Genomic DNA, 24,098 nt, shown 5'->3' on the forward strand with positions numbered 1-24,098 from the left:
AGCAGATGGACACGATTGATCAGGTAGACGTCAAGGATGGTGTGGATCAGGAGACCGTTGAGGCGGTTCAGGCCCTGTCGGGCACGTATAAGCACGGTTGGAACACAGATGTCGAAATGGAATATGCGCCGCTGGGTCTGACCGAGGACATCGTGCGTTTGATTTCGGCCAAGAACGAAGAGCCCCAATGGATGCTGGACTGGCGTCTTGAGGCCTATGCGCGTTGGGTGAAGATGGAAGAGCCCGAGTGGGCGATGGTCGATTACCCCAAGATCGATTTTCAGGACCAGTATTACTATGCGCGCCCCAAGTCGTTTGACGTAAAGCCAAAGTCCCTGGATGAGGTCGACCCCAAGTTGTTGGCCACTTATGAAAAGCTGGGTATTCCGTTGAAGGAACAGGCGATTTTGGCCGGTGTCGAGGGTGCAGAGGAACTGACAGACGCGCCGCGCAAGGTGGCTGTGGATGCGGTGTTTGATTCTGTATCACTGGGTACGACGTTCAAGGATGAACTGGCGAAGGCCGGTGTGATTTTCTGTTCCATTTCTGAGGCGGTGAAAGACCACCCCGAGTTGGTGAAAAAGTACCTTGGCACTGTGATCCCTGCGACGGATAACTTTTATGCCTGCCTGAACGCGGCGGTGTTTTCGGACGGGTCGTTTGTTTATATCCCCAAGGGTGTGAAGTGCCCGATGGAGCTGTCGACTTATTTCCGCATCAATGCAGAGAACACGGGCCAGTTTGAGCGCACGTTGATCATCGCGGATGAGGGGTCCTATGTGTCCTATCTTGAAGGCTGCACTGCGCCCAAGCGGGATGTGGCGCAGCTACACGCGGCCTGTGTTGAGTTGATCCTGATGGACGATGCAGAGATCAAATATTCCACCGTGCAGAACTGGTTCCCCGGTGACGAGGACGGCAAGGGCGGCATCTATAACTTTGTGACCAAGCGGGCCGATTGCCGTGGGCACCGATCAAAGGTGATGTGGACCCAAGTCGAAACCGGGTCTGCCGTGACGTGGAAATACCCGTCCTGCATTCTGCGCGGTGACGATTCACAGGGTGAGTTTTACTCCATCGCCATTGCCAACAACATGCAGCAGGCCGACACGGGCACGAAGATGGTGCACTTGGGCAAGAACACCAAATCGCGGATTGTGTCCAAGGGGATTTCAGCGGGCAAGGCGCAGAACACCTATCGCGGGCTTGTGTCGATGCACCCGCGCGCGAAGGATTCACGAAATTATACCCAGTGCGATTCACTTTTGATTGGCGACAAGTGTGGGGCGCACACGGTGCCCTATATCGAGGTGAAGAATAACTCGAGCCGGGTAGAGCATGAGGCGACGACATCCAAGGTGGATGATGATCAATTGTTCTACTGCCGATCCCGCGGGATGGACGAGGAAGAGGCCGTAGCACTGGTCGTCAACGGGTTCTGTAAGGAAGTGCTGCAAGCGCTACCGATGGAGTTCGCGATGGAAGCACAGGCCTTGGTGGCGATCAGCCTTGAAGGGTCTGTTGGCTAATGAACGTCCGGCGTGAAGATAAGATCGGGATTGGCTGCGCCTTTGCGGGCGCGGCGCTGGGCGCTTTTGTGGCGGCTCCGATGTTTGGTGGCACGCCTGCGGTCTTTACAGCGATTGGTGTCGGTTTGGGCTGGAGCCTGTCCAAGGTTATTATCGGCCATCTTGACCACGCCGAGAAATCCAAAAGCGAAGATGATGCACGTACGGACAAAGCAAAAAACGACGCAGAGTTTGCCCGCGCGCTGTTTGGCGACGACGAGCTTGATCGCAAATGACCTATAAATCCCCCCTGCGCCTGTTCTGGTACAACAAGGAACAAAACTTCGGTGATGCGATCAGCCAGACGGTTGTGGCGCATGTCGCCGGGCGTGAGGTCGTGTGGGCGGGGCATCATAAGTGCGAGATGTACGCGCTGGGCTCGCTGATGAAGATGGTCAAGAACAACCAGAAAGAGCCGCGCGAGAAGGGCGGTAAGCCGTTCATCTGGGGCACGGGCGCGATGTCGGGGCTGTCTGATCTGAAGTTTATGAAGAATGTTCGTGTGGCACTGTTGCGCGGGCCGATTACAGCCGCCTTGATGCAGCGCGATGATCGTTTGTTTGGGGACACGGGGTTGCTGATCGCCGATGCACTAGGAGAGCGGCCAGAACGCGATGACGTTGTCGGCCTGATCCCGCATATGCATTTCGCTGACGATCCCAAGTTCGCCAAGATCGCCGCCGACAACCCGCGCATCAAATTGATCGATGTGCGCAACCCTGATGCCCATGCCGTTGTGCGTGAAATTGCGTCGTGTTCCCACATCATCAGCCAGTCTTTGCACGGGCTGGTGACAGCGGACGCCTACGGTATTCCCAACACCTGGCTGGACCCGCAGGGCATCCACGGCGGCGCGATGCTGAAATTCTTTGATTACGCCGCTGGCATCGGCCGCGCGCTGGGCATGCCGATTGAGGCACGCGAAATCGAAAGCGTTGCCGCAGATGCCCATACGGGCGCGCTGCCCTACGCAGACGGGATCGCCACAGCCCAAGAAGCGTTATACGCAAGCTTTCCAAACGGATTGAAACAGCAGGTGGCCGCGTGACAATGACGTGCCAACTGACCACTGCGACGGCTGAAAAAGTACGTCCGCTTTGCCACAATCGCCGCGGTGCTGCCCGCCCTTTGCCCTATTTCGGCCTCAGGTCCCTCGTAGATGTTAACGAGGAATTTAGAGGAATCGAACGTCATGGCCGTCAGCACAACGACATTTGCGCAACGTATGGACAAGATCAATTCGGGGAAAACCACGTCTTGGACTGTTCCGGGGCAGGGTTTGGCCGATTTTCGCGACGAGCGCAGCTTTCTTCGGAAATCGCCGATCAAGATGATGAAGAAATCCACGCAAAAGAAACGCAACCCGTTGATGTATGTGGCGGCTTTGGCCGTGGGCGCCGTCAGCGTGATCGCAGCGCGTTGGATCGATTTTACCTATCTGGACACCGCGATGGCATTTGCCGCCGACAAAGGGCTGGATGCCGCATCGATCATCGGCAACGTGCCAACGTCGCTGTCTTTGGCGGTGATCATCAGCATCGTGGCGATGTTTGTTCTGGGGCTTCGGTCCAAACAGACCGTGCCGTTGCAGGCGACAGGATTTCTGGGCGCGTTGTTCTTCGAGGCCGATCTGGTGGCGCTTGCGCCCGAGGTTTACGCCCAGTTCTATCCGCCGTCCTGGATTGCCGACATGATGGCAAGCGCGAGCTTGCTGACCTAACCCATACCGCTACAATTGAAAATCTGCCGAGGGCCGCATCCGTGCGTGCCCTCTGCTTGTGCTTGGAAAGAAGATAAAATGCTGGAAATCAAAGACCTACACGTCAAACTTGAAGAAGAAGACAAGCAAATCCTGAAGGGTGTGAACCTGACAGTGGAGCCGGGCAAAGTGCACGCGATCATGGGGCCGAACGGATCGGGTAAATCGACGTTGTCTTATGTGTTGTCAGGTAAGGGCGGCTATGAGGTGACGGGCGGATCAGCGTTGCTTGAGGGCGAAGAGTTGCTGGATATGGAGGCCGAAGAACGCGCCGCCGCTGGCCTGTTCTTGGCATTCCAGTACCCTGTCGAAATCCCCGGCGTGGGCAACATGACGTTCTTGCGCACAGCTGTGAACGCACAGCGCAAGGCGCGCGGCGAAGACGAAATGTCAGCTGGTGAGTTCCTCAAGGTGATCCGCGCGAAGGCGAAGACGCTGAAGATTGACGCGGATATGTTGAAGCGCCCTGTGAATGTCGGCTTTTCGGGCGGTGAGAAGAAGCGCAACGAAATCCTGCAAATGGCTATGCTTGAACCGAAAATGTGCATCCTTGATGAAACAGATTCCGGTCTGGATGTTGATGCGATGAAACTGGTGTCCGAGGGCGTGAACGCGCTGCGCGACGAAGGCCGTGGTTTCCTGGTTATCACGCATTATCAACGCCTTCTGGATCATATCAAGCCGGACGTTGTACACATTATGGCCGATGGTCGTATCGTGAAAACCGGTGGGCCCGAGCTTGCGATTGAAGTCGAAAACAACGGTTATGCCGACATTCTGGCAGAGGTGGCTTAAGCATGGCGAAACGCAAACCTAACCCGGATGTCGTGGCCGCGCGGCTGGCTGATTTGACGATGCCTGAAGGGTCCGCTTGGGCGCTTGGCGCGCGCCAGTCCGCCCGTGCGCGACTGGAACAGATGGGCCTGCCTGAACGTCGTGATGAATACTGGAAATTCACACGTCCCGACACGCTGGTGCAGGCCGATGCGCCGACGGCCGCGCTGTTTCACAATGACGAAGGCCCGCTTTGGGACGACATGGATCGTCTGAAGGTCGTGTTTGTCGACGGTGTCTTTGATGCCGATGCGTCTGATGATCTGTCCCAAGAGGGGCTTGAGATTGAGCGGTTGGGCGATGCGACGTCCAAGGACATTCACTGGGCCAAAGACATCTACGGGGTTCTGGAAACCCGTGGACAGACGGCGGTTGATCGCCCCTTGGCGGCCCTGAACACTGCGTTTGCGACCGATGGTATCGTGATCCGTGTGACGGGGAAGGTCAGCAAACCTGTGAATCTGATTTACCTTCATAAATCAGAGACTTCCGATGTGATCCTGCATCACTGCATCAAGATTGAAGAAGGGGCTGAAATGACCCTTTTGGAGACCGGTCCGGCGGCGGCGCGGTTCAATAAAGTCTTGGAAGTTGAAATCGCGGACAAGGCGGCGTTTCACCATGTGCGGGTGCAGGGGCGTGATCACGAACGCCGCGCTGTGACCGGCATTTTCACGCGGTTGGGGACTGAATCCACGTTCAAATCCTTTACGCTGACGATGAATGGTGTGCTGACACGCAACGAATGCGTGATTGAGCTGACGGGCGATGATGCCAACGCGACCGTTGCGGGTGCTTGCGTCGGGGACGGCGATGATTTCCATCATGATGATACGGTGTTCATCACCCATGATGCCGTGAATTGCGAAAGCCGTCAGGTGTTCAAGAAGGTGCTGCGCAACGGTGCGACGGGCGTGTTTCAGGGCAAAATTTTGGTCAAGAAAGACGCGCAAAAGACTGATGGTTACCAGATCAGTCAGGCGCTTTTGTTGGATGACGACAGCCAGTTCCTCGCCAAGCCCGAGCTTGAGATTTACGCCGATGACGTCGCCTGTTCGCACGGATCAACGACCGGTGCGATTGATGAAACGGCCTTGTTTTACTTACAATCGCGCGGTGTTCCAAAGGCAGAGGCGACAGATTTGCTGGTCTTGGCGTTTCTGGCCGAAGCCTTGGAAGAGATCGACAACGAAACGCTGGCTGAAGGGATGTACGAGCGTCTTGAAGGTTGGCTTGCGCGTCGCGCCAGCTGATGCCTGTCAGCCGTGATATTGCCCAAATGTACCGCCGTCCGCGCGCGGTGGTGCGCAGCCTGTATGCCATGGGCGCACGCGAAGACCGTGCGATTGCCTGGCTGATGATCGGCTGCTTTTTGGTGTTCATATCGCGGCTTCCAGCGCTTCAGCGCGGGGCGGTTAACGGCGGGTCGAATTTTCAGCAAGACACGATATATGCGTTCTTTGCGTTGCTGATGATCGCGCCTTTGCTGTTTTATCTGCTGGCATTTGTGCTGTTCGGTGTGACCAAGGTTTTGCGCCCTGCGGCGACATCTTATGGGGCGCGTTTGGCGGTGTTCTGGGGCTGGCTTTCGGCGACGCCGGTTGCATTGTTTTACGGGCTTTTGGTTGGGTTTAACGGGCTGGATCATCCGGGCACCATTTTGATTGGTGCGCTGTGGTTGGCTGTGCTTTTGTGGTTTTGGATCAGCGGCTTGGCTGAAACATCTAAGGTGGAATGATGGACCTGACGGTAGGATCTTTGTGGGAATGGACCAAGTTGTTCGTGCGTGATCCGCGCACAGCAGCGCAGATGGTGAAGGCGGCGAAATTGCCGCTTGAGGTGTCGATCCTGATGATCGTTGTGGCGGGCGTTGTTTCAACGGTCGTGTCGGGGATTTATGACATCTTGATCGGGTCGCCGGACATCATTTTCCCGCTGTCTGAAACAGAGGTCATCGTGTTTGAACGCACAGGCCCGATCACCCAAGGAATATTTGCGGTCATCACTGGCGTGGGGCTGGGGTATTCCATTTCGCAGGTGGGGCGTCGCATGGGCGGCACGGGCAGTGTGGCTGAAATCATGTCGATCACGGCGGTTTTGCAACTGGTGCTGACGGTCATCGTTGTGGGGCAGTTCTTGTTCGGGCTGACGCTGCCGTTGGTCGGGTTCGTTCTGATGATGCTGGGTGTTTATGTGTTTATCCGTGGGCTGGGCCATGCGGTGAATGTCGGCCATGACTTTGATAACATGGGTAAATCGGCGTGGGTGACATTTGTGTCGTTCATGGCGCTTGTGGCGGTCGTGTTCGCGGCCTCTGCCGTGTTCGGGGTCGGCCCGAATGGCCAGATTGTGCCGATGCCTTTGGGGGAAACACTATGACGTTTGATGTAGCTGCGGTTCGCGCAGATTTCCCGATTTTGGCACGTGAAGTGAACGGCAAGCCGCTGGTGTACCTCGACAATGGGGCCTCTGCGCAAAAGCCGAATGTGGTTATTGATGCGATCAATACCGCCTACGCCCATGAATATGCCAATGTTCACCGTGGGTTACATTACCTGTCTAATGTAGCGACGGAAAAATACGAAGGCGTGCGAGGGATCATTGCGCGCTTTCTTGGGGCGTCTGATGAAAACACGATTGTTCTGAATTCTGGCACGACCGAAGGCATCAACACGGTCGCCTATGGTTGGGCTATGGAAAACATGACCGCGGGGGATGAGATTATCCTGAGCGTGATGGAACACCACGCCAATATCGTGCCCTGGCATTTTCTGCGCGAACGCATGGGCGTGAAGCTGGTCTGGGTCGACGTGGACAGCAATGGTGATCTGGACCCGCAAAAGGTGCTGGATGCCATGACGCCACGCACCAAATTGATTGCAATTACACATCTTTCCAATGTGTTGGGCACTGTTGTTGATGTGAAAACCATCTGTCATGCCGCCCGCGAACGCGGTATCGCGACGATGATTGATGGATCGCAGGCCGCTGTGCACATGCCCGTGAATGTCGAAGACCTCGGGTGTGATTTCTATCCGATTACGGGGCACAAACTCTACGGCCCGTCCGGGTCCGGTGCGATTTACATCCGCGCTGAGAGGATGGCAGAGATGCGCCCGTTTCTTGGGGGCGGTGATATGATCCGCGAAGTTCACAAAGATCACGTGATCTACAACGACGCGCCGATGAAATTTGAGGCCGGCACACCGGGCATCGTGCAGACCATCGGCCTTGGCGTCGCGTTGGAATATATGATGGGGCTGGGGATGGACAACATCGCGGCCCACGAACGCACGTTGCGTGATTATGCCCGTGCGCGGTTGGACGGTTTGAACTGGCTGAACGTGCAGGGCACGAGCGCTGATAAAGCGGCGATTTTCAGCTTTACGTTGGACGGTGCGGCCCATGCCCACGACATTTCCACAGTGCTTGATAAAAAGGGCGTCGCGGTGCGGGCAGGGCAGCACTGCACGGGGCCGTTGATGGATCACCTTGGGCTGAGTGCGACGTGCCGTGCGTCTTTTGCGATGTACAATACGGAGGCCGAGGTGGATGCTTTGGTCGATGCGCTTGAATTGTGCCACAAGTTGTTTGCCTAAGGCACGGCGCGGCGATATAGCGACACCGTGGACCATTAGCTCAGCTGGATAGAGCGCTGCCCTCCGAAGGCAGAGGCCAGAGGTTCGAATCCTCTATGGTCCGCCATTTGCCCTTCTCTAAACCGGTGCCGTGAATGTGATCAGCGTCGTATCGGCCTTGACGTCGCTGTGATTAAGCGCAGGTTTGAATGTAATTAACATTCAAGGAGACAGACATGGGCCGGACATTTGGCAAATCTTTTGTGCTGGGCGGGGCGTTGTCGCTGGCGGCGATCAGCGTGCAGGCGGAAACATTCAATTGGGCGTCCACGACGGACCCGCAAACGATGGACCCGCATGCTGTGAACTCTGCGCCGGTGCTGTCGTTTCTGAACAATATTTACGAAGGTTTGGTGCGGCGCGGCAAGGATATGTCGATTGAACCATCGCTGGCGACATCATGGGAGCCTTTGGAGGGTGAAAACGGCTGGCGTTTCAACCTTCGTGAAGGCGTGACATTCGCGGACGGATCCGCGTTTACGGCCGCTGACGTGATGTTTTCGTATGAACGTGCGTCAAACGAGGCCGCCGATGTGCGCAGCTGGTTTGCGCCGGTGACGGATGTGCGTGTGGTTGACGATTTCACCATCGATTTTGTGACGTCCGCGCCGAACCCTTTGTTCCCATCCTCCATCGCGAACTTCATGATTTTGGACAGCGATTGGGCCACGGCGAATGATGCAGCCCTTCCGGCGCGCGACGCTGAGAATTTTGCCACCCTGAACGTGAACGGCACAGGCCCGTTTACCGTGGCGTCCCGTGATCCCGGTGTGAAAACGGTGCTGACGCCCAACGCGAGCTGGTGGGACACCGCAGAGCACAACGTAACCGAGGCGACGTTTACACCCATCGGCAATTCGGCGACGGGCCTTGCGGCGCTGTTGTCTGGTGACATTGATTTCATCCAGCCGATCCCGTTGCAGGACGTGGCACAGGTTGAATCCCGCGACGGGTTCAGCGTGCTTGAAGGCGAAGAAACCCGCGTCATCATGTTCGGCTTTGGCCATGAACACGACACGCTGCTGTATTCCACGGACGTTACAGACGTGAACCCGTTTCAGGACCCGCGCGTGCGCATGGCTGCCGGTCACGCCTTGGACATGGCGAGCATTGACCGCGTGTTGTTCCGCGGCAAGATTGAGACCGCGAACCAGTTGGTCCCTGCGGGCATTTCCGGCTATTCCGATGCCAATGAAAACCGCCCCGACTATGACCCGGAGCGCGCCAAAGAACTGCTGGCAGAGGCGGGGTATCCCGATGGGTTCACCTTTGGTCTGAAGTGCACGAATGACCGCTACATCAACGACGAAGCGTTGTGTCGTGCTGCGGCATCCATGTTTGCTGCCGTTGGTCTGAACGCGGAACTCAGCACGGGTCCGGTACGTGATTACTGGCCACAGCTGCGCGAGGATGATTTCGATATGTACCTGCTGGGCTGGTCGCCCGGCACGTTCGATATGGAACACCCGATCCGGTTCTTGCTGCATTCCCAGGACGACGAAGCCAAGCTTGGGTCATGGAACTTTGGCAACTATTCCAACGCCCGCGTTGATGAATTGCTGCCGCTGATCCAGCAGGAAATCGATGCGGATGCGCGTCAGGCCATGATCGATGAGGTTGTGCAAATCACGCAGGATGAAGTCGCTTATATCCCTCTTTACACCCAGCCGCTGATCTGGGCGAGCAAGGACAACATCGACCTGACACAGCGGGCCGATAACTTCTTTATGCTGCGCTGGGTCACGGTGAATTAAGCACGATTAGATAAGCAGAAAGGCAATGGTGTATTTCATCGCAAAACGGCTGATCCAATCAGTCTTTGTCATGCTGGCCGTTGCCTTTCTGGCGTTTTCCCTGTTCCGGTTTGTGGGCGATCCGATCACCCAAATGACGGGGGTTGAAACGTCTGTCGCAGACCAAGAACGTCTGCGCGAAGACCTTGGGTTGAACGACCCGTTTGTGTATCAATTCGCGCGGTTTACGGGCGACATGTTGCAGGGCGATTTCGGGTTTTCGTATCGCACACGCCAACCTGTTGCCGAGATGATTGCGACGCGGATACCCGCCACGCTTGAGCTTGGGATTGTGGCGCTTTTGATATCTTTGTTTGTCGGGATTCCTGCAGGGGTCTACACCGCGCTGCGGCCAAGGGGTGTTGCGACGCAAGCGATCCTGATGCTGACGCTGGTGGGGGTGTCGATCCCCACGTTTGTCATCGGAATCATGTTGATTTTCTTTTTCGGGGTGCAGCTTGGCTGGCTGCCGACCTTTGGGCGGGGCGGCACCGTGCACCTTGGCGGATGGGAAACATCGTTTCTGACGGTGGATGGTTGGCGCGCGCTGATCCTGCCAGCGATCACGCTGGGGGTGTATCAATTGACGCTGACCATGCGGCTGGTGCGCGCTGAAATGATGGAGGTTATGCAATCCGATTACATCCGCTTTGCCACCGCGCGCGGTGTTCCTATGGGGCGGCTCTATTTCAAACACGCGCTGGCCAATACGATGGTGCCTGTGATCACCATCATCGGTTTGCAATTTGGCGGTGTTATCGCATTTTCAATCGTGACTGAGTCCGTGTTCCAGTGGCCGGGGATGGGGTTGTTGTTTCTTGAATCGATCCGCTTTGTCGATATCCCGGTGATGGGCGTTTACCTTGTGGTGATCGCGTTTTTCTTCGTGCTGGTGAACCTGATTGTTGATCTGCTTTACGTCGTGATCGACCCGCGTTTGCGTATCAGGGATGTGTCGTGATGCGGGACTTCATCAAACGATACGAAGGGTTGTACCTGTTCAGCCGGTCCCCCGCCGTGATCATCGCGGCAATCGTCGGGCTGGCCATTATTATTGGGGCGGTGTTCGCGCCGTGGATTGCGCCTGTGAACCCCTATGATCTGTCGTCGTTTTCGCTGATGGACGGATTGTTGCCCCCCGTGTGGGAGGAATTTGGCACCGAACGGTTCCTGCTGGGCACGGACGATCAGGGCCGCGATATGATTTCGTCGATCCTGTATGGGGCGCGATTGTCGCTGATTATTGGTGTGTCGGCGATGATCATCGCGACGGTTCTGGGCGTCGGGCTTGGGCTGGCGGCCGGGTATTTCGGTGGGCGGTTTGACGCTGTTGTGATGCGGATAGCGGACATTCAACTGGCATTGCCTGCGATCCTTACAGCGCTTTTGATTGACGGCATCGCGCGGGGGATTTTACCGCCCGAGGTGCAAGAAGATGTGCGCGTGGCGGTGCTGACCATCGCGATTGCGCTGTCTTTATGGGTGAATTTTGCACGCACCGCGCGGGCATCGACGTTTGTGCAGATGAACAAGGAATACGTGCAGGCGGCGGTGATGCAGGGCCAGCATCCGATCCGCGTGATGTTTGTGCATATCTTGCCCAATATCCTTGGGCCGCTGTTGGTGATTATGACCGTCGATCTGGCGAGCGCGATTTTGCTTGAGGCGACGTTGTCTTTCCTTGGCATCGGCCTTCCGGCGGACAGCCCCAGCCTTGGCACGTTGATCCGCATCGGAATGCAATTCCTGCTGTCGGGCGAGTGGTGGATTTTGTGGATACCGACCCTGTTTCTGGTGGCGCTTGTGGTGTCCATCAACGTCGTCGGGGATTTCCTGCGTGATGTCTTTAATCCGAGGTTGCGCTGATGTTGCGGGTTGAAAACCTCACCGTGAAATTCCCGTCGCGGTTTGGCGATGTGACGGCTGTTGAAGACATGGTGATGTCCATTGATGTCGGAGAAATCCACGGGCTGGTCGGCGAAAGCGGGGCAGGGAAGTCGACCGTGGGGGCCGCCATCATCGGGCTGTTGCAAAAGCCGGGATATGTTGCGGACGGGGACATGATGCTGGGCGATACAGACCTGCGCAGGCTGGACCGGTTTGAGGCACACGCCCTGCGCGGCAAACGTATTTCGATGATTTTCCAAGACCCGCAAACCAGCCTGAACCCGTTAATGCGGATCGAGGATCAGTTGATTGAAACGATCCTTGCGCATGAGGATATTTCGGTCGCAGATGCCAGAACCCGCGCCGTTGATCTGCTGGATGAAATGGGGATCGAAAACGCAGCCGCCCGCATGCAGTCCTACCCGCACCAGTTTTCCGGGGGGATGCGCCAGCGGGTCGTTATTGCATTGGCGCTGTGTACCAACCCCGAATTGATTATTGCGGATGAACCGACGACGGCGCTGGATGTGGCCGTGCAATCCCAAGTGCTGGATTTGATCCGGCGTCTTGCGGATGTGCGAAAGGTCGGGTTCATGCTGATCACCCATGACATCGGCGTCATCGCCCAGATTGCCGATACGGTCACGGTGATGCGCCACGGCAAGATGATTGAAAATGGCCCGACCGCGCAGGTTTTGGGCCAACCCAAAGAGGATTACACCAAGCAGCTGATGGCGGCCGTGCCGCCGCTGGATCGAAAGATTGCGCGGTTCAAAGTTCCGGATGAAGACGGCATTATCACGCCGTCCGAAGCCCGCGGAAACGCGGCAGAGGCGTGGTTGATGCGCGGGATCAAAGAAGATCCGATCGGGCTGACGCTGGATCAGGTCAACGTTGCATTCCCCGGTGTGCGCACGTCCCTGTGGAAAAAGCCCGATCCTTATGTCGCGCTGCGCGATATTTCGTTTGATGTGAAACCGGGCACGGTTGTCGGGATTGTGGGCGAAAGCGGGTCGGGTAAATCGACACTGGCCAAAACGCTGACCGGATTGATCAAACCTGTGAGCGGGACCATGACGATGGGGGGCGCACCATTGCCGGGCGGGCGAGAACGCGCGCGCAATCATCCGTCGCGCCAATTGATCCAGATGGTGTTTCAGGACCCGTTTTCTTCGCTGAATTCGCGCCACCGCATTGGGGCCATTCTGGCCGAACCGCTGTGGCTATACGGGTTGGAAACCGACAAGGACGCGCGGCGCAAATTGTGCATCGACATGCTGTCCCTTGTGGGGATGCCACCCGAGGCCATCGACAAATATCCGCACCAGTTTTCAGGCGGCCAACGTCAACGTATCGCCGTGGCGCGCGCGTTGCTGGCCCGCCCGAAGGTGTTGATTTGTGATGAACCGACCAGCGCGCTGGATGTGTCGATACAGGCGCAATTGCTGAACCTTTTGAAAGGCTTGCAAGCCGCGTTTGGCCTGACGGTCGTGTTTATCAGCCATAACCTGTCGGTTGTGCGGCAGATGGCGGATGACGTGGTTGTGTTGCGAAACGGCAAAATCCGAGAGGTCGGTGCGTCCGAGACCGTTTATACAACGCCGACTGCCGATTACACCAAACGCCTGTTGGCGCTGACGCCCGTGATGCCTGCCGCGTGGCGCGCCTGATCGGATTGGCGCGTCTACGTGAGCGCCTTTGCCTCGCGGGCGGTGACGATGTGGCGGGCGGCCTGCGGGCGCAGATGAGGGCAGCGCCATTGCGGGAACAACGCCAGAATTTCATCACGTGCCGCTTGATCAAGCGCGCTTAGGGCTTCGGCGCCTGGAAAGAAGCTTTCGGATGGGATGCCTTCGGCGATGACGATCTGGTGGGTGTCAAACGCGATGTGGATATAGGTCACGTCGCCGCCCTCGATGCGGCGGATACTGGCATCATTGGTGAGCGCTTTGGCGGGGGCCAGAACCTCGTCCGTGCCGCAGTGCATTTCAACGCGCCAGCCGTCCAGCATCATACGGTGCTGCGGAGAAACGAGCAGATCGCGGGTGTTGTCCATGGCCCCTTTGCGGATCAGGATCGGCGCGAGATCGCCCTGCGCGGGAACGGTCGCGCGGCCAATCCATGCGATGGGTTGCAGGCCCGCGTCCATTGTCCAGACACGATCCCCGATGGCCAGATCCTCAATCGGGATTTTGCCGCGTTCGGTGATGATCAGGGTGCCCAGCGTGAAACAGGTGATGCGTTCGATGGATTTGAACGCAAAGCCATCGTCGGTGTCATTGCCGTTATCGTCGAGGTAGAACACTTGGCCGTCGACGCCGTTCGCCTCCAGTTCGACTCGGGCGTTGGCATCCAGTTGCAAGGTGTCAAAGCCTTTGCCGCCGAATAGATCATCCAGTTCCGCGCCGTTTTCAACGATGATCTTGTCGTCGCCTTTGCCTGCATTGACGGAACCGAACACGGAGGTGCGCCCGGCAAGCGTGATTTCGTCTTCGCCGTCACCAGTGCAGAGTTCACCGCTTACCGTGGCGCGGCCATCCAGCGTGACGCTGTCGTTTCCGTCGCCCATCATGATGTTGCCGCCCACTGCGGCCATGTCTGTGACGACAAGGGTATCGTCGCCCAGGCTGGCGCGCAGGTCGCCGTTCAGATCGGCGGTGCCGCTAAGGTGCACGGTGTCGTTGCCGCTGGCCATGCGAACATCGCCGTTGATGGTTCCGCTTGTGGCGATCAGGGTGTCATCGCCTTTGGACATATCAACGTCGCCGTTGATGGTTGATCCGCCTGACAGTGTGATCGTGTCGTTGCCGCCGCCTGTATTAATAGGGCTGTTCAGTGTTTTTGCGGCAAGGTCGATGGTGTCGTCAAACCAAGTGGTTTCAACATCATCGATGTCGCTTTGACTGCGGTCCGCGGCGAGGAAAACATCGTCTTGCACCATGTCGACGTCAGAATTGCGTTCGATAATGTCAGCAAGGGTGCTGGCCTGCACTTGCGCGATGATGTCTGCGCCAAGGGCCGGGTCTAGATCACCAAAGGTATCATCAGCGGCGCGAGTGCGGGCGAATTGATCCGCAACGATATAGGTGAAAAGGGGGCCGAGCTTGGTGTCGTCGATTGAATCTTCGGCGAGGCCGCCAACCCAAAGATCAACCTGAAAGACGTCCGTGTAGGCCGCAGCCAGTCGCGCCTGAACATCCAAATCACTGGTGATAATGGAAAAATCAAGGGGGGCGAGCGTGGCAGGATCGATATCACCGATCAGCTGTGCACGGGTTTCAATGTAACTTTCCAGACCATGATCAAGGCCGCGCGCGAGGTTCAGCGCCGCGAGGGAGAAGCCGGACACACCATCGGGTGTTTCTAGAAAGAAGTTCAGATCATCCACGATTTCGGTGTCGAGTTCTTGCGCTGTTGCGCTGAGTTGGCCGCGCAGGATTGCCTCGATCCCCGACTCCTCAACAGGGGAGTGGTTGAAGAAGGCATCCATCAAATCCATGGAACCCGCATCGGTGCCGTCGTCGTTCATCATATCGATGTTTGACGACACCAGCGTGTGGCCGAACCGGAAGGCGGCGGTGGAAAATTCCACCGATACTTCGCCGGATGCGTCCGGTTCGACGTCCGTGTCATCCACGGCGCCGCCGACCAAATGGGGCAGCCATTCGTTGTAGGTGATCGATTGCAGTTCATATTCAACGATAGAACGCGCGGCATCATACAGCTGTTCGTCGTCCCAATCGGGGTGGTCTTCGGCCAGCTTTTCGGCCCAGTGATTGTGTTCGCGCACAAAGGTTGTGTGCAGCGACAGAAGGTTCGGGTTTTCGTTCGCGCGCACGTCGCCAGCCAAATAAACGGGATCGTCGCCTTCGATATCGCCGGCCATGAAACTGTCGGCGTCGGCATCCGGCAGCATGTCTGCGGCCGATGTTGTATCGTCTTGCATGCGCAGTTTGCCGCCTTCAAAGCTGCGCAAATCATCCATGCGGGCGTCGGTTGATCCGTAGACCTGCGATCCGTCGATCTGCCATGTGACGACGTTTGTGGGTGCAATCGTTTCGCCGTCTTCGATTTCTTCGGCCACCTGGGATCGCGCGATGTCATGGGGCATCCCGACCAGATCGAGCGTACCCGCGTCGTGATCTTCGGGGGACAGCACCATGTCGTGGTCTAGAAACTGCCCGAAGGTGGTGAACAACGTGCTCAGGCCTGCGGCGTTCGGATTGTCGCCGTCTTGATCGAACACGACCATCGACACGGTGACCGGATCGGCACCGCCGCTAAATGTCTCGGAGATCCCGTCTTCGTAACGGGCCTCAACGAGACGTTCCTGAGCTTCGATCTTCGCAAGAAAAGGACAACTACTTGTCATCACGCACCTTCACCTTGCCCCCGCGATAGGAGTTAGGGAATTGGCAATCATTTGGCAAATAATTCGTGAAAACAGGGGGTTATTATGCACAAAGCCCGAACAGTGATGTCCGGGCCTTGGTATTGTTCACGGGTTTGTGATGGTTGGGCTTAGCTGCCCCAGCTGCGCACTGCGCCGCAATCCACGTGGATAAAGTTCGAACCGGAGTAGCGTCCAACGCCGCCTGCACGACATGCGGCAGCAGCGCGTGCCATCTGACCAACGGAACGGCCCTGCATGCGAAGGTCAGACGCTTTGCCCTGCAAGTGCAGTGAATTGCGTGCAACCCCAGAGGAGTTCGCGCGCAACATCGCGTTGGTTTGTGGGGAACGGTAGCCGGAAATCAGGGTGTAGGGCTGGTCGCTGTCCAGCAGGTTCTGGGTCGCGGCGATGATATCAATTGTGCGGGTGTCGATCTGCATGGACTGGCCATTGCGCCAATCACGGAAAAAGCGATTCACTTCGGTCATGGCTTCGCCGATGTACTGGCCTTCGATCCAATAGACGGTTTCGATGCTTTCGCCGGTGCGGCCGGAATACATTTTCAGGCGGCGGATATCACCGCCACCACGCAGAAAACCTGCGGCATTTGAATAGGTTGGGGCGGCTGTGAGTGCGGTCGCCGCAAAGGCGCCCAGCAAGCCACGCCGAGAAATGCTCGAAGCTGTCGTCATATCAACGCTGTCCCGTCGTCTACCTGTATGCCCGTGTTATCACAGGCGTTTCTGCCATCTCATCCCCAGATGCCTGTTCCCTATGCCACAAAACGAATCGCGGACCAAGCCCTGTCGGGAATTCGCTACGGATAAAGGGGGAAATAGGCGAAATTTTGCGCAGATTGTGTGCAAAGTACAATTTGTGGCATTTGTGCCAGCCCGACCGCGGCGGGCATGTGACAGGTTGAAACCCATTCGCCAGTTGTCGGATTTGTGAATAGACTAAGGGCGCTCGCTGCCTGATTCACGGATCAATAAACAAGAAAACCAAAGCCCGCGCATGTGTTTCGTGCGGGTTCGTTCCCGGGGGACCTGATGACTACGTTTTTTACACCATTTTTCCGCGCATTTGCGTGTGTGGCCTTTTTGGCCGCGCTTTGGGTGCCTGCCAGCACCGCACAGGCGCAGACAACCGCATTTCGACAGGCCGTTGCCGAAGGCGCTGCGCGCGATGAGGCCATGGCGGAGTTTTATCGGGGCCGCGATTTTAACGGCATCTGGACAGGGACGACCCGCGCAGACCGTGCACGCCGCAATGCATTGTTGGCGGCATTCGCCAGCGCTGGTGATCACGGATTGCCCGCCGCGATGTATGACCCCGATGCGTTGATGTCGCGCCTTCAGGCCGCCAACACACCCGCAGAAAAAGGCGCGATGGACGTCGAGATGTCGCGCCTGTTCCTGAGTTATGCACGATCTATCCAGACGGGTATCCTCACGCCGAGCCGTGTTGTGGCCGAAATCAAACGTGAAATTCCGCTGCGGTCCCGACTGGGGTATTTGCAAAGCCTTGAGGCCTCTAGCCCTGCGGCGTTTCTTGCCGCATTGCCCCCAAGTTCACCGGAATATGCCCGCTTGCTGCGCGAAAAGCTGACGCTTGAGCGGTTGTTGGCCAATGGCGGCTGGGGTCCGACTGTGCCCGGCGGCGCGATGGAACCTGGTGCATCCGGTACACGTGTTGTGGCCCTGCGCGATCGTTTGGTGGCGATGGGCTTTATGGAGCGGTCTGCCACTCAGACCTATGATGCGACACTTCAAGCGGCTGTTCAGCAGTTCCAGCAGGCCCATGGTTTGACGCCGGACGGTGTTGCCGGGGCAGGGACACTGCGCGAGATGAACATATCTGCGGCGGCCCGTCTGCAACAGATCATCGTCGCGATGGAGCGCGAACGCTGGACAAACCGCCCCCGCGGCGAACGCCACGTTTGGGTGAACCTGACGGATTTCACGGCTGCAATCATGGACAATGATCGTGTGACATTCAGCACCCGTTCAGTGATTGGCGCGTTGGACAGTGATCGCCAAAGCCCCGAATTTTCGGACGTCATGGAATTTATGGTCATCAACCCGAGCTGGTACGTGCCCCGTTCCATCATCGTGAACGAATATTTGCCAGCGCTTCAACGCAACCGCAACGCTGTCAGCCATATCGAGATTACGGACCGCAATGGTCGCGCCATCAATCGCGGCGCTGTGAATTTCAGCCAATACAATGCACGCACGTTCCCGTTTTCCATGCGTCAGCCGCCAAGCCGCGGCAATGCGCTGGGTCTTGTGAAGTTCATGTTCCCGAACCAGTACAATATCTACCTGCATGACACGCCCGCGAAATCGCTGTTTGGCCGCGAAGTGCGTGCGTTCAGCCATGGCTGTATCCGCCTGAATGACCCGTTTGATTTCGCCTATGCGCTGTTGGCCGTGCAGGAAACCGACCCGGAGGCGTTTTTTCAGCAGCGTCTGCGGTCCGGGTCTGAAAGCCGTGTGAACCTGAATAATCCTGTGCCGGTGCATATTGTGTACCGCACGGCGTTCACGCACACGACGGGCCAGTTGAACTTTCGCCGTGACATCTACAACCGCGATAGTCGGATTTGGGCGGCGCTCGCGAACGAAGGGGTGGCTGTCCGCGCAATTGGCGGGTAAATCTGATCCCGAAGAGGGACCAGTATGCCACAAACTTTGAAAGACATTGCTGCGTCGCTTGGGGCTGAAACCCTTGGCGACGCATCGCTTTTGGTGGACCGTTTGGCCGAACCTCTCGAGGCGCGGGTCGGTGACCTCGCGCTGGCGGTGGCCCCGAAATTTGCAGCAAACTTGCAAGCGTCAGCTGCCCGCGCCGCCGTGGTTTGGCCGGGGGCGGATCTAACCGAGCTTGGTCTGGACGGCGCCATTGTGGCACCTCGTGGCAGGTTGGCGATGGCGGGGTTAACGCAGTTGATGGATGATGATCCATCCTTTCCTGACGGCGCGGGCATCCATCCGATGTCTGTCATTGATGCGACCGCAGTGATCGGGGCGGGCGCGCGGATTGGTCCGTTCGTGACCGTTGGGCCGCAAACTGTGATTGGTGATAATGCCACCCTTCATGCCGGTGTGAAGATCGGGGCGCGGGTGCGCATCGGGGACAATTTCATCGCGCAGGCGGGGGCGGCCATAGGCGGGGATGGGTTTTCATTCACCACCAGCGGGCCGAGCAACGTGGAACGCGCCGTGCGCAGCCGCCCCGGCGTGCCGCTGGAGCCAACCGATGGCACGTGGCACCGCATCCATTCGCTGGGCGGTGTCGAGATCGGCAATAATGTAGAAATAGGTGCGAATTCTACCGTCGACGCAGGCACCATTCGCGCGACGCGGATTGGGGGTGGATGCAAGATCGATAATCTTGTTCAGGTCGGTCACAACGTGATCTTGGGCATCGATTGTCTGTTGTGTGCACATGCGGCCGTGGCGGGGTCATCCGTTCTTGGGGCGCGGGTGATCCTTGGGGGGAAATCCGGCGTTGCAGACAATCTGACACTGGGGCGGGATGTCGTCGTGGGCGGCGGCGCGATTGTTCTTGCGGATGTGGCTGACGGCGTCTTTGTATCGGGTCATCCGGCGCAACCGACCCATGAATACCGCGCGGGTCTTAAGGCCCTGCGACGTCTTATCAAACGATAATGGTTCCAAAACGGTCTGCCGCGCATTACATCACGACTAACACCAAAGACGCGACGGGGCCGTGAACATGAGCATTGCATCACAAGTCATTGATATTATTGCACAGCAAGCCTTGCTGGAACCCTCTGATGTGACCACAGACAGCACATTGGAAGACCTTGGCATCGACAGCCTTGGCTTGGTCGAGAGTATTTTTGCCATCGAAGAGGCATTCGATATCACCGTGCCATTTAACGCCAATGCTCCCACCGAAAGCGAATTTGATATCAGTTCGGTTGGGGCGATCATCAAAGCGGTGGATGGTCTGGTGAAGGGGCAATCGTGAAGCGTGTCGTGATCACCGGTGCGGGGACAATCAACGCGCTTGGCCATGACGTGGCCACAACACTGGACGCCATGGCGAATGGTGTTTGCGGGATCGGCCCGCTGGATATTCGCGATGTGGATCGTTTGGCCGTCAAGATCGGCGGGCAAGTCACGGGCTATGACGAACACGAACATTTCAACCGCCAACAGATCAGCCTGTATGACAGGTTCACACAATTTACGTTGCTGGCCGCCGCTCAGGCGATCGGTGAGGCAGGGTTGACGTTTTCGGGTGACTTGGCGGACCGGTCAGGTGTTGTTCTTGGCACATCTGGTGGTGGGCTGAACACGCAGGATGAAAATTACCGCGCGGTGTACGAAGAAGGCAAAAACCGTGTGCACCCGTTCATCGTGCCCAAGCTGATGAACAACGCCGCCGCGTCGCACGTGTCGATGCAATACAATTTGCGTGGTCCGTCTTTTACCGTGGCCACCGCCTGTGCGTCATCCAATCACGCAATGGGGCAGGCTTTTTCGATGATCCGTAGTGGCATGGCGGATGTCATGGTGACGGGTGGATCCGAATCGATGCTGTGTTTTGGCGGCGTGAAGGCCTGGGAGGGCCTGCGCGTGATGTCCAAAGATGCGTGTCGTCCGTTTTCTGCCACCCGCAACGGCATGGTCCAGGGCGAGGGTGCGGGCGTGTTCGTGTTTGAAGAGCGTGACCATGCGATGAAACGCGGGGCTGTGATCTTGGCGGAAGTGGCGGGATTTGCGATGTCATCGGATGCGTCCGACATCGTGACACCGTCCAAACAGGGTGCCGCGCGCGCGATTGCGGGGGCTTTGAAAGACGCAAAGCTGAACCGTGAAGATGTGGGATATATTAACGCCCACGGCACAGGAACCGCGGCAAACGACAAGACAGAATGTGCAGCCGTTGCGGATGTGTTCGGGCGCTGCGCGGATGATCTGATGATGTCGTCCACCAAATCCATGCACGGGCATCTGATTGGTGGCACGGGCGCGGTTGAGCTGTTGGCCTGCGTTATGGCGTTGCGCGACGGGATCATTGCGCCCACAATCGGCTACGAAGAAGCGGACCCGGAATGTGCGCTGGATGTGGTGCCCAACATCGCGCGCGAGGCAAAGGTGACGGCCGTGTTGTCAAATGCCTTTGCGTTTGGCGGGCTGAACGCTGTGATCGCGCTTAGGGCTGCCTAAACGCAAAACGCCGCCCCGAAAACAGGGCGGCGTTGTTTGTTTGATAGTGGTGCGTTTACTCGGCGGCGGCGTTGAACGCGGCGGTAAAGCCTGACAGCGACATTGTGACAGTCACGATCTGATCCGGTGCGGCAGCGGGCACCATTGTCAACGTGGCCGCAGCACCGCGACGGAACAGGCCTAGGTCTTGATCGGTCAGACCAAGCCGCGTGACGCATCCGCCGACATTACAGAAATTGAACGGGAAACGGCGCGCTTGGCCACCATCAACGCGCAGGGTGATCTGTTCTGTCAAAAGCGTTTCCAGTGGCACAACGATTGTCGCACCTGCAACTGCATTGCCATTTGCGGGCAGGGCGACGATTGCGATTTCAGCAACCTCATTGCCATCTTCATCGGTGAGCAGTTGGTACATCTGGCAGGGGTCTTCGCCGTCTTCCACCTTCAGGCAGCGCAGCGCCCAATCGTTGAACACCTCTTTGAGGTATTGCTGGCCGGGCTGTGGTTCTTGGGGTTCAGGCGCGACGGGATCGCCGTTTTCGTCGACAGGTTCACCCATGTTGAACACGCTGTCGGGTTGTTCTTGGGTTGTTTCAGCCGCGGGCGCGTCTTCGTCTGTGGTGGTTTCCTGAGCGGCCAGTGGCAATGCCAGCACGCCCAAAAGCGCGAATGCGGACAAGGTCGTGGGGATGAATTTTGCGTGTAGTGTCATGAAGGAGTCCGTTCTGTCGGTTTTGGTGTTTTGCGTGGCTTAACATGGGTCGCAAACAGTGTCAGGGCAAAAGCTGTGTTCGGCAAGGGCTTGCCGAAACGGGCTGATTTCGGGGGCAGACACGTTTCGTGATGCCAAAAGAAAAAGGGCCCTGAGTTAAGGCCCTTTTTCGTCTTCTCCCTGTCGGACTTGGCCGACTTATTGAGGCGAAGCTACGAAAGCCTGCGACGGGGGTCAACTGGGTTTTGTTCACGTTTTCGAATAGCTGAGTAAGTTTTTGTTTGATAATTGGTTTATGCCATCGCTTTGGCCCAATTAGATGGAATTTATCCATAAAAAGACCGCGCCACCGAAGGAAACCGGGGCGCGGCAAGTCTGACAGGGAGGAAGTTACAAACCCGCGGGAGGACTTCTCTCGGGCTTGATACGAATATACTGGCCCATAAAGGTTAAGGATGTATTTTGGCCCAGATATTTGCGCGAACATAATAAGGAACGCACGATGAGTGATGGGATTTTTCTAGGCGGTGGCGGGCCGGATTACGGTGATGCGCAAGATTTAGTGTTGGAATACGCCAACCGCCACGGATTGATCGCGGGGGCCACGGGCACGGGTAAAACGGTGACGTTACAGATCCTTGCAGAAGGGTTTTCAGCGGTCGGCGTTCCTGTGTTTTTGTCGGATGTGAAAGGTGATCTTTCGGGGTTGGCCAAATCCGGTTCGGCGGATTTCAAATTGCACGAACCCTTTATGAAACGCGCGGACACCATCGGGCTTGATCTGCAATACAGCGATTTCCCGGTGACGTTCTGGGATTTGTTGGGCCAACAAGGCCACCCGATCCGCACGACGGTTGCGGAAATGGGGCCTTTGTTGCTGTCATCCTTGTTGGGGCTAAGCGAAGCACAAGAAGGCGTGCTGAACGTGGCGTTCCGCGTGTCTGACGAAGAAGGTTTGCCGCTGCTTGATCTTGAGGATTTGCAGGCGCTTCTTGTTTGGGTCGGCCAAAACGCGAAAGAATTGTCGCTGCGATACGGCAATGTCGCATCGTCGTCCGTGGGCGCGATCCAGCGGGAATTGCTGGTGCTGGAAAATCAGGGCGGTGCCGGAATTTTCGGTGAACCGGCGCTTGATTTGAACGACATGATGGCGACAGAGGCCGACGGGCGCGGGCGGATCAACATCCTCGCGTCTGACAAATTGATGGAAACACCCGCCCTTTATGCCACGTTCCTGTTGTGGCTGTTGTCGGAACTATTCGAAGAATTGCCAGAGGTCGGAAACCCCGACAAACCCAAGCTGGTGTTCTTTTTTGACGAAGCGCACCTGTTGTTTGATGACGCCCCCAAAGCCTTGGTCGACAAGGTCGAACAGGTGGCGCGATTGATCCGATCAAAAGGTGTGGGTGTGTATTTCATCACGCAGAACCCGGCGGACGTGCCAGAGGACATATTGGGCCAGCTGGGCAACCGCGTGCAGCACGCATTGCGCGCGTTTACGGCGAAAGACCAAAAAGAACTGAAGCAGGCAGCAGAGACATACCGCCCCAATCCTGCGTTTGATACCGCTGACGCCATACGCGAAGTCGGCACCGGAGAGGCCGTGACATCCATGTTGATGGACAAGGGCGTGCCCGGAATTGTGGAACGCACATTGATCCGCCCGCCGTCGTCCCAATTGGGCCCGATCACAAAGGCAGAGCGTGCGGCGATCATGGCGGCATCGCCGATGGCGGGCAAATATGACGAACGGCTGGATCGGGATTCCGCGGCGGAAATGTTGGCCAAGCGGGCCACGGATGCCGCCAAAGAGGCCGAGGCCGCTGAAGACGAAGAAGAAAAGCTGGAAGAAGAAGCGCGCGAGCATCGCAAAGGGCGCCGCTACACCGGAAAAGATGTGGAAAGATCAAGCAGCCGCCGATCGTCGACGTCTGATACGTCTTGGGGCGGTGCCATTGCTTCGGTTGTCGCCAAAGAACTGAAGGGCACGACAGGACGGCGCATTGTGCGCGGCATTTTGGGTGGTCTGTTCAAGGGGCGCTAAAGGCTGTCGATACCTCAAACGAATGCGCGGTGGGGGTGGGTCCGGTTTGGAACGACCCCGCCGCGCCAGATCCTACTGCCAGTAAACCGTGCCTTTGGTGGTATGGGTGATCGTGAACACGCCATCATCTGAATCGGCATCAATGCCTTCGGACATGCCGCAGGCGGTCAGGCCAACAGTTGCGAAAGCGATAAGGGCGAAGTTGCGAATTCGTGTCATGATGGTCATCCTCGGCTGGTGTTACGTCACCTGCCGAACATGGCCAT

The 24,098-nt window shown here is 57.3% G+C and carries 22 protein-coding genes and 1 tRNA gene; 19 read left to right on the forward strand and 4 right to left on the reverse strand.

What is annotated here, in order from left to right:
- Nucleotides 1–5: 5 nt before the first annotated feature.
- The 14 genes from sufB (at nucleotide 6) to L0664_RS05690 (ending at nucleotide 13,149) form a co-directional block, all read left to right on the forward strand.
- Nucleotides 6–1,529 carry a Fe-S cluster assembly protein SufB gene (gene sufB, locus L0664_RS05625; RefSeq protein ID WP_235224640.1) on the forward strand — a complete coding sequence of 508 codons (1,524 nt, stop codon included), beginning with the start codon at nucleotides 6–8 and terminating at the stop codon, nucleotides 1,527–1,529.
- The gene (locus L0664_RS05630; RefSeq protein WP_235224641.1) at nucleotides 1,529–1,804 is read left to right on the forward strand and encodes a hypothetical protein; all 276 of its coding nucleotides are present in this window, start codon (nucleotides 1,529–1,531) and stop codon (nucleotides 1,802–1,804) included. The genes sufB and L0664_RS05630 overlap by 1 nt, the downstream gene beginning before the upstream one ends.
- Nucleotides 1,801–2,616 (forward strand): polysaccharide pyruvyl transferase family protein, encoded by an 816-nt coding sequence (locus L0664_RS05635; RefSeq protein ID WP_235224642.1) that lies wholly within the window; start codon nucleotides 1,801–1,803, stop codon nucleotides 2,614–2,616. The genes L0664_RS05630 and L0664_RS05635 overlap by 4 nt, the downstream gene beginning before the upstream one ends.
- Nucleotides 2,617–2,760: 144 nt before the next feature.
- Nucleotides 2,761–3,288 carry a hypothetical protein gene (locus tag L0664_RS05640; protein WP_235224643.1) on the forward strand — a complete coding sequence of 176 codons (528 nt, stop codon included), beginning with the start codon at nucleotides 2,761–2,763 and terminating at the stop codon, nucleotides 3,286–3,288.
- A 78-nt stretch (nucleotides 3,289–3,366) separates the two neighbouring features.
- Entirely contained in the window at nucleotides 3,367–4,122 is a 756-nt protein-coding gene (gene sufC / locus L0664_RS05645) for a Fe-S cluster assembly ATPase SufC (protein WP_235224644.1), read from the forward strand.
- A gap of 2 nt (nucleotides 4,123–4,124) precedes the next feature.
- On the forward strand, nucleotides 4,125–5,414 hold the full coding sequence (gene sufD, locus L0664_RS05650) for a Fe-S cluster assembly protein SufD (RefSeq protein ID WP_235224645.1): 1,290 nt from the start codon (nucleotides 4,125–4,127) through the stop codon (nucleotides 5,412–5,414).
- A 26-nt stretch (nucleotides 5,415–5,440) separates the two neighbouring features.
- Nucleotides 5,441–5,899, forward strand: coding sequence for a hypothetical protein (locus L0664_RS05655; RefSeq protein ID WP_235224646.1), 459 nt, complete (start codon nucleotides 5,441–5,443; stop codon nucleotides 5,897–5,899).
- Nucleotides 5,899–6,540: a YIP1 family protein gene (locus L0664_RS05660; protein ID WP_235224647.1), complete on the forward strand. Its 642-nt coding sequence runs from the start codon at nucleotides 5,899–5,901 to the stop codon at nucleotides 6,538–6,540. The genes L0664_RS05655 and L0664_RS05660 overlap by 1 nt, the downstream gene beginning before the upstream one ends.
- The gene (locus L0664_RS05665) at nucleotides 6,537–7,760 is read left to right on the forward strand and encodes a cysteine desulfurase (protein ID WP_235224648.1); all 1,224 of its coding nucleotides are present in this window, start codon (nucleotides 6,537–6,539) and stop codon (nucleotides 7,758–7,760) included. Before L0664_RS05660 ends, L0664_RS05665 begins: the two co-directional genes overlap by 4 nt.
- 29 nt (nucleotides 7,761–7,789) lie before the next feature.
- Nucleotides 7,790–7,866, forward strand: a tRNA-Arg gene (locus tag L0664_RS05670).
- 109 nt (nucleotides 7,867–7,975) lie between these two features.
- Entirely contained in the window at nucleotides 7,976–9,553 is a 1,578-nt protein-coding gene (locus L0664_RS05675; protein ID WP_235224649.1) for an ABC transporter substrate-binding protein, read from the forward strand.
- Nucleotides 9,554–9,578: 25 nt separating this feature from the next.
- Nucleotides 9,579–10,553, forward strand: coding sequence for an ABC transporter permease (locus L0664_RS05680; protein ID WP_235224650.1), 975 nt, complete (start codon nucleotides 9,579–9,581; stop codon nucleotides 10,551–10,553).
- Nucleotides 10,553–11,458, forward strand: a complete 906-nt coding sequence (locus tag L0664_RS05685; RefSeq protein ID WP_235224651.1) for an ABC transporter permease — start codon at nucleotides 10,553–10,555, stop codon at nucleotides 11,456–11,458. Before L0664_RS05680 ends, L0664_RS05685 begins: the two co-directional genes overlap by 1 nt.
- Nucleotides 11,458–13,149, forward strand: a complete 1,692-nt coding sequence (locus L0664_RS05690) for a dipeptide ABC transporter ATP-binding protein (protein WP_235224652.1) — start codon at nucleotides 11,458–11,460, stop codon at nucleotides 13,147–13,149. The genes L0664_RS05685 and L0664_RS05690 overlap by 1 nt, the downstream gene beginning before the upstream one ends.
- A 14-nt stretch (nucleotides 13,150–13,163) precedes the next feature.
- Here the strand turns inward: L0664_RS05690 and L0664_RS18625 are convergent, their stop codons facing one another.
- Nucleotides 13,164–15,851: a peroxidase family protein gene (locus tag L0664_RS18625; protein WP_336247093.1), complete on the reverse strand. Its 2,688-nt coding sequence runs from the start codon at nucleotides 15,849–15,851 to the stop codon at nucleotides 13,164–13,166.
- Nucleotides 15,852–16,000: 149 nt separating this feature from the next.
- Nucleotides 16,001–16,564 (reverse strand): peptidoglycan L,D-endopeptidase MepK, encoded by a 564-nt coding sequence (locus L0664_RS05705; protein WP_235224653.1) that lies wholly within the window; start codon nucleotides 16,562–16,564, stop codon nucleotides 16,001–16,003.
- A gap of 357 nt (nucleotides 16,565–16,921) precedes the next feature.
- Between L0664_RS05705 and L0664_RS05710 the strand changes: the two genes are divergently transcribed.
- The 4 genes from L0664_RS05710 to L0664_RS05725 all read left to right on the forward strand — a co-directional run bounded on the left by L0664_RS05710 (nucleotide 16,922) and on the right by L0664_RS05725 (nucleotide 21,076).
- Entirely contained in the window at nucleotides 16,922–18,529 is a 1,608-nt protein-coding gene (locus tag L0664_RS05710) for a L,D-transpeptidase family protein (RefSeq protein WP_235224654.1), read from the forward strand.
- A gap of 24 nt (nucleotides 18,530–18,553) precedes the next feature.
- A complete protein-coding gene (locus L0664_RS05715) occupies nucleotides 18,554–19,546 on the forward strand; it encodes a UDP-3-O-(3-hydroxymyristoyl)glucosamine N-acyltransferase (protein WP_235224655.1) in 993 nt (330 codons plus the stop codon).
- Nucleotides 19,547–19,613: 67 nt separating this feature from the next.
- Nucleotides 19,614–19,871 carry an acyl carrier protein gene (locus tag L0664_RS05720; protein WP_235224656.1) on the forward strand — a complete coding sequence of 86 codons (258 nt, stop codon included), beginning with the start codon at nucleotides 19,614–19,616 and terminating at the stop codon, nucleotides 19,869–19,871.
- On the forward strand, nucleotides 19,868–21,076 hold the full coding sequence (locus tag L0664_RS05725; RefSeq protein ID WP_235224657.1) for a beta-ketoacyl-[acyl-carrier-protein] synthase family protein: 1,209 nt from the start codon (nucleotides 19,868–19,870) through the stop codon (nucleotides 21,074–21,076). Before L0664_RS05720 ends, L0664_RS05725 begins: the two co-directional genes overlap by 4 nt.
- A gap of 55 nt (nucleotides 21,077–21,131) precedes the next feature.
- Here L0664_RS05725 and L0664_RS05730 read toward each other — a convergent pair whose 3' ends face one another.
- On the reverse strand, nucleotides 21,132–21,788 hold the full coding sequence (locus L0664_RS05730; protein ID WP_235224658.1) for an invasion associated locus B family protein: 657 nt from the start codon (nucleotides 21,786–21,788) through the stop codon (nucleotides 21,132–21,134).
- A 502-nt stretch (nucleotides 21,789–22,290) separates the two neighbouring features.
- Between L0664_RS05730 and L0664_RS05735 the strand changes: the two genes are divergently transcribed.
- On the forward strand, nucleotides 22,291–23,832 hold the full coding sequence (locus L0664_RS05735; RefSeq protein ID WP_235224659.1) for a helicase HerA-like domain-containing protein: 1,542 nt from the start codon (nucleotides 22,291–22,293) through the stop codon (nucleotides 23,830–23,832).
- 72 nt (nucleotides 23,833–23,904) lie between these two features.
- On the opposite strand, the gene L0664_RS05740 is transcribed toward L0664_RS05735, so the two are convergent.
- Nucleotides 23,905–24,051, reverse strand: coding sequence for a hypothetical protein (locus L0664_RS05740; protein WP_235224660.1), 147 nt, complete (start codon nucleotides 24,049–24,051; stop codon nucleotides 23,905–23,907).
- Nucleotides 24,052–24,098: the final 47 nt, after the last annotated feature.

Origin of the sequence: Octadecabacter dasysiphoniae, assembly GCF_021532615.1 — a bacterium.
GTDB lineage: Bacteria > Pseudomonadota > Alphaproteobacteria > Rhodobacterales > Rhodobacteraceae > Octadecabacter > Octadecabacter dasysiphoniae.